At 61.9% G+C, this 5,410-nt stretch carries 4 protein-coding genes; all 4 read right to left on the bottom strand.

Features of this window, described 5'->3' with window-relative positions; translation table 11 throughout:
• Positions 1-39: 39 nt before the first annotated feature.
• Entirely contained in the window at positions 40-657 is a 618-nt protein-coding gene (locus tag QD357_RS31135; protein WP_414125839.1) for a TraH family protein, read from the bottom strand.
• A 17-nt stretch (positions 658-674) separates the two neighbouring features.
• On the bottom strand, positions 675-1,838 hold the full coding sequence (locus tag QD357_RS31140) for a conjugal transfer protein TraB (protein ID WP_414125840.1): 1,164 nt from the start codon (positions 1,836-1,838) through the stop codon (positions 675-677).
• A complete protein-coding gene (traF, locus tag QD357_RS31145) occupies positions 1,828-2,394 on the bottom strand; it encodes a conjugative transfer signal peptidase TraF (RefSeq protein ID WP_414125841.1) in 567 nt (188 codons plus the stop codon). Before traF ends, QD357_RS31140 begins: the two co-directional genes overlap by 11 nt.
• Positions 2,391-5,410, bottom strand: a 3,020-nt coding sequence (gene traA, locus QD357_RS31150) for a Ti-type conjugative transfer relaxase TraA (protein ID WP_414125843.1), incomplete at its 5' end; no start/stop codon positions are given. The genes traF and traA, both read right to left, overlap by 4 nt.

The following is a 5,410-nucleotide window of genomic DNA, read 5'->3' on the forward strand; positions in this document are numbered from 1 at the left end:
CTCCGATCGCGCCCGATCATCCTGGACGAAGTTGGGCAGCTACTTTTGCCCACCGATACGCGAAAKATCGATCCGCATTCCCGCTGCGCCAACTTCCCTCTCATCTTGAGGTTCGTGGTCGGTGKGCAGGGAAGCGTCGTCTGGTGCGTCATCAGTTCCCCCGCTGTCGATCGGCTCACGCTGATTGACGACTGAGCCMCCTGGATCGGGCGCCTGGAAAACGCTCACGCCCTCGAATTCCCCGGTCTTCCAGGCATAGACAGCGTCCTCGAAGATCTGCGGGAAAACCTCATCGCTTTTCGGATTGCCATACCATTTGGCGACGATGCGCAAGACTTTCGCGAACATCGCCGTCCCCTTGCGAAGGTTTTCGCAAGGATCGACGAGATCGGGCTTCAGATCGGCGACATCCTTGATCCCGATGCCGGCGGGAAACTGCGTCAGACCGACGCGAACCACCGCCTGGCCGACGTACTGCCGGATGATCGCCATCGCCTCGTCCKATGTTGTCGCCTTCGGAACGAGGATCAAGCGGCCACCGGATTTGACGGTGACGGACAATGGGTCGTTCGAGCCCGCAGCGGTCACKAACTGTTCGACGATCGCAGGTTTCAAAGAAGGGTCGGCGCATTTCTGAATGAGGGCCGCGTCGAGCATGACGTCTCCTTGGGCAATCAGGTGTTGAAGGAAAAGACAATTGGCTTGGCAAAGAGCCGCGCCCAGGCTTGGGCGCTCGCGCGCTGAATGGCGACGATGGATGTCCCTTTCGTCCACCAGCCGTTGCCGACTGCGACGATGAGATCAKGATCCTCAAGCATGGCGTGCAGGACCGGCCAGACGATCAGTTGCTCGTAGCAGATCAGCGGCGCTATCCGACGGCCGGCGGCCGTCACGACCGGATTTTCGAAGAAATGTGCCCGCGCACCGCCGCTCTGAGAGAGCAACGCCCGCCACGGCTGCCACATCGAACCTGGCACCGGCATGCGTTCGCGATAGAGGGTCCTCCCGCCATCGCCGGAGATCGCGACCAGAACATTATCGTATCCGCCCGCATCGATGACGGCTGCGCCGGCGATGACGGTGACGTCAGTTCCTCTCAAAGCTTGCACCCAGAACCGTTCGACGGTGAGCGTCCAGAAGCCCAGGGAGCTTTCAGGAAGAACAATGGTGCGTGCGCCGCCCACCACCCGATCCTTCACCGTGACAATCAAATCACGGTGACGCTCAAAGCTGACGTCGCGACCGAGCGACGCGCCCAGTTCGAGATCGCCCCCCTGCCAGCTTTCCGGTAGCCTCGGCTCCTCCCAKGTTGCGGCGGACCAGATCCAAAAGCCTGCCAGGACAAGCGCGACAGCTGGCCACATGCGGGTTACGAGGCCCATGAGGCCKGCTGTCGCAGCAGCCAGTCCCCACCATTCCCATCCCGGAAATAGTACGCCCGCTGCGGTAATCGGATGAGCCCAGCCGGTGATGCCGAATGGCGGCATGGCCATCAGAACCGCTGCCAGGAGGTAGCGACACGGTCGAGCACCCGTCTTCCTTGTCCAGAGGACGGCATGCACGATGACGAAGCCAACGGACGCACAGAGCCAAAGCAATAATCCCGGCCAAAGATCCGACGAATAGAAGGTCGCTACGCCCTGTGGCAATGCACGGGATGCAGCGAGGAAGTAACCAGCCGAGATGATCGCTGCMGTCCGCCTCGTTCGCGCCAGCGCCCAGAGAACCGGAAATGCAAACGCGACTGGAAGAAGTAGGACGTAGCCATTCCATCCCACCGTACCGGCGACGATTGAGACGGCGATCAATGCGCCTGGCTGAAGGTGCTCATGGCGCATAGGTGAGCACCGGTTGCGCCAGGCCGAGGATCCCTGAGGCGGGCAGGGGGCCGAAATAGCGGGAGTCATACGAGCCCCTGAACGGTGAGTGGAGAAAGACGTTTTCGTCAGGCACGACCCCGCCGGGATAGGACGTCATTGGCCGGCCGTTGCCGTCCCGTTCAGCCAATTCGGAAAACGCGATCCGGCGTCCATCGATCGTCACGTCGGCGTCGATTTCGACATGCTGCCCGGCAACGGCGACGACGGTCTTGATGAGCGGCGCAACGCCGCCTGGGCAGGTTCCGGACCGGAGATAACCACGCTCTCTCGCCTGCACCATCGCCACCGTTTGCGGAGGGCAAATGAAAACGAGATCCCCGCGAGCTGCCGGGCGATCGAGCGCCACGATACGCCAGAGGCCGAGGGGTTCGCTCGGTGTCAAATTGATGCGAAAACCGCCGACGATTGCGGCAGCAATACCGCCGCCAACGACGKATGCCGCCAAGGCCAAGAGCACGACTGCATGGGTCCTTTKAGCGCTTCGCGTACCGAACGCAAACACGGGTGCTTTCATTTGAGCGAGAGCCCCTGGCTCTTCGTCTGACGCATTGTCTCCGCGTGTTTCAGCGCCTCGGTCGTGCGCTCATGCGCGGCGAGTTGCTGCACCGTCCGCATCCAATTCCAAGCCGATTGCACCTCGGCCTTCTGTCCGGGCGTCATTCCCGACGTGACGGCATTGAAGGTCTGTCCATTGGAGTCCTTCGCGGCGAGAGACAGGAAGGTCCGCTCGTCGAAACGTTCCGCTACCGCCTTGGCGAAACCCTCCAGTTCCGCCTTCACCATTTTGTCGGCAAGCGCATATTCKAGGCCGGCGGGGAGGTCATTGCGGTMGATCGCATCGCGAACGCGCTCGAGGGTCTGCTTGGCACTTTGCGACAGCGCGGGAATATCGATCGAGACCTTCAKACGTACAGCGCGTTCTTCGACCTCGAACTTCCGTTCCGCCTCCGCCCGCTGGCGCAGATAGCGCTCAAGGTTGCGGGCCAGCGCCGGCGCATTCGTTTGCGCCTTTTCTCGCTCCTGTCTGCCGGCTTGGCTGGCGAGAATCCCGGTCTTGCCCTTCAGCGCGCCGAAGCGTTCAGGCTCCGATCCGATCTTKGCTAGAGTGGATTTMGCARCGSCCTCGTCCTTCAGCAKCGCGTCGACRTTGAYSGCCTTGAACGCGCTTTCCGGCTGKGCRTAGACGAGGTGGAARCGGGTCGARACCTCCTCCCATTGCTTCTTCAAKCCKGGATCGGCKGCGACCTTGTCCTCGATCGCCTGSTCGACYGATTTKGCGAAGGTKGTGATGCCCGAGACCATCGGCTTTGCCTCCTTGGTGTTGTTTTGGATTGGGGACTGCGAGGCGCCGCGGACAAGCCCGAGCTTGCCGGCGATGACCGCAAGGCGGACACCGAGTTTGGCAAGTTTTTGCTTCTGACTGACGAGCCATTCCAGCCGGTCGCGAACCAGGGTGCGGGCGACATTGACGAGATTGAGACCGCGGGCTTCGGCAAAGCGAAGCGCGTCGCGGTAGAAGGCACTTTTCTCGTAATCGAGCGTCGTTTCCTTCGCATTCCTTCGCKACAGGATCGGGATCAGTCCGCCGTTCCTCGCGAATGATCTGCGACCGTAGTAGACGGCCAGATCCTCGCGATGACGGGTCATTGCGACATAGGTTAGATGGCGGTCGAGCGAAAGGGAAGCGAGCACCTTGACCYGRTCGACTGTGGCRCCCTGGCTCTTGTGGATCGTCGTGGCATAGCCGTGGTCGAGGTTRTTGTAGAAGCGCTGTTCGACSAGCACCTGGCGGRCATTCTCCCCATCGCCKATCMGCGCYGTGATGCGTCCCGSTYCMRCCTCKASSACCTTGGCCAGCATGCCGTTCTTGACGCCGAGCGATCCYTCGTTCTTSAGGAACACGATCTGGTCGCCSACGGCRAARTTGCGWTCRCCRTCSGCSGTCTTGAACATGGTTCCCWKRTCGAGAACCCCGCGTTCGATGAGTTTGATGCGCGCCATCTGGTTGAGCATGCGCACGTCGCGKCGCAGATGAGCGAGGATCAGAGACGTCTTTGCCGGATCGTAATCACGGTCCCAGGCGGCGATCAGGTTGTCGACCGCGTMGGCTTTGATATCCGACCCGATGACGCTGCCATTGGCGCGATAGGCGTCGACCGCCTTGCCGACCTTGCCGCGTGCAAGATCAAGCGAGGCGTCACGCATCCATTGCTGGCGCTGGCGATAGATGGTTTCGAGTTCGGCATAGCCGACCCGATCGGCAATGGCGCGGAAGGCGGCACCGGCTTMGATCGGTTGAAGCTGTTCGGGATCGCCGACGAGAACGAGCTTGGCGCCGGCCGTCGTCACTGCTTCGACGAACAGCGCCATCTGCCGCGACGATACCATGCCGGCCTCGTCGAGAACGAAAACCGTCTTGCTATCGAGMCGATCGCGGCCTTGGTTCCAGCGGAGCTCCCATGACGCAAGCGTGCGCGAGATGATGCCCGCTTCCTTTTCCAGGCCCTCGGCCGCCTTGCCGGCAAGTGCGCCGCCGACGACGTAATAGCCTGCCGCTTCCCAGGCCTCACGCGCCGCCCTCATCATCGTCGTCTTGCCGGCGCCGGCACGACCKATCACGGCCGCGATCCGCTCAGGTCCCGCCACATGTTCGATCGCCGTTTTCTGCTCATCCGAAAGACGCTCATGGCGCTCGAACGTCGCCGCCAGCACGACGTCGCGAACACCATGCGACGACCTCTGGGACAGCCAGACTGCGCGATGGGCCATCTCGGCTTCGAGCCGGATCATGTCGCGGGTCGTGTACTTCGCCGGCACTCGGATACCGCTGGCAAGGTCGAWCCGCTCGCGCTCKATGCGGAAGGTTTCGGGGCACAGCAAGATCCGCACCATCAGGCTTTGAAACAGCGCCGCGTMATCGACGTAGCGGTGCAGGATCTTCGCCACGTCGCGTTCGTCGAAGACGCTMTTCTCGCGCATGATCAGGGCAAGGACGAGCTCAGGATTCCTGTCGATCCGCCTGACGTTTTCGCTCCGCCTCGCCTCCTGCAGTTCGAGCCGTTCGAGCTCGACCGGCTCGGACGCGCCTTCTGATTTCCGCTCGATCGCCTTCGTGCCGACGCCGAGATGGATGGTCGGTTCCAGGTCAATTCCCTGCTTCTCGAAGGAGCGGCCATCGACGCGGATGTCGAGACCGGCAAGCGCCAGGTGCCGGTTCTGGCAGGCAAACCAGCCGTCGCGAAACGCATTGAAATCGTCGATGCTGCCGGCCCAGAGTTCATAAACGATCTTGCCGGCATCGTTGCGGATCGGATTGCCGTCAGGTCCTGTTACCGCGATCTTCTTGGCGCCGAAACCGTCGGCAGTCAGCGGACGCAAGGTGGTCATCAGATGGATATGCGGATTGCCGGGTGCGTCGTGATAGACCCAGTMCGCCACCATGCCCTTCGCCGTGATGTGCTGCTCAACGAAATCCCGCACCAGCGCGATATTCTGCTCGGCGGTCAGCTCGAGCGGCAAGGCGATTGTCA

The sequence above is a fragment of the Rhizobium sp. BR 317 genome (assembly GCF_047445835.1).
In the GTDB taxonomy this organism is placed as follows: domain Bacteria; phylum Pseudomonadota; class Alphaproteobacteria; order Rhizobiales; family Rhizobiaceae; genus Rhizobium; species Rhizobium paranaense.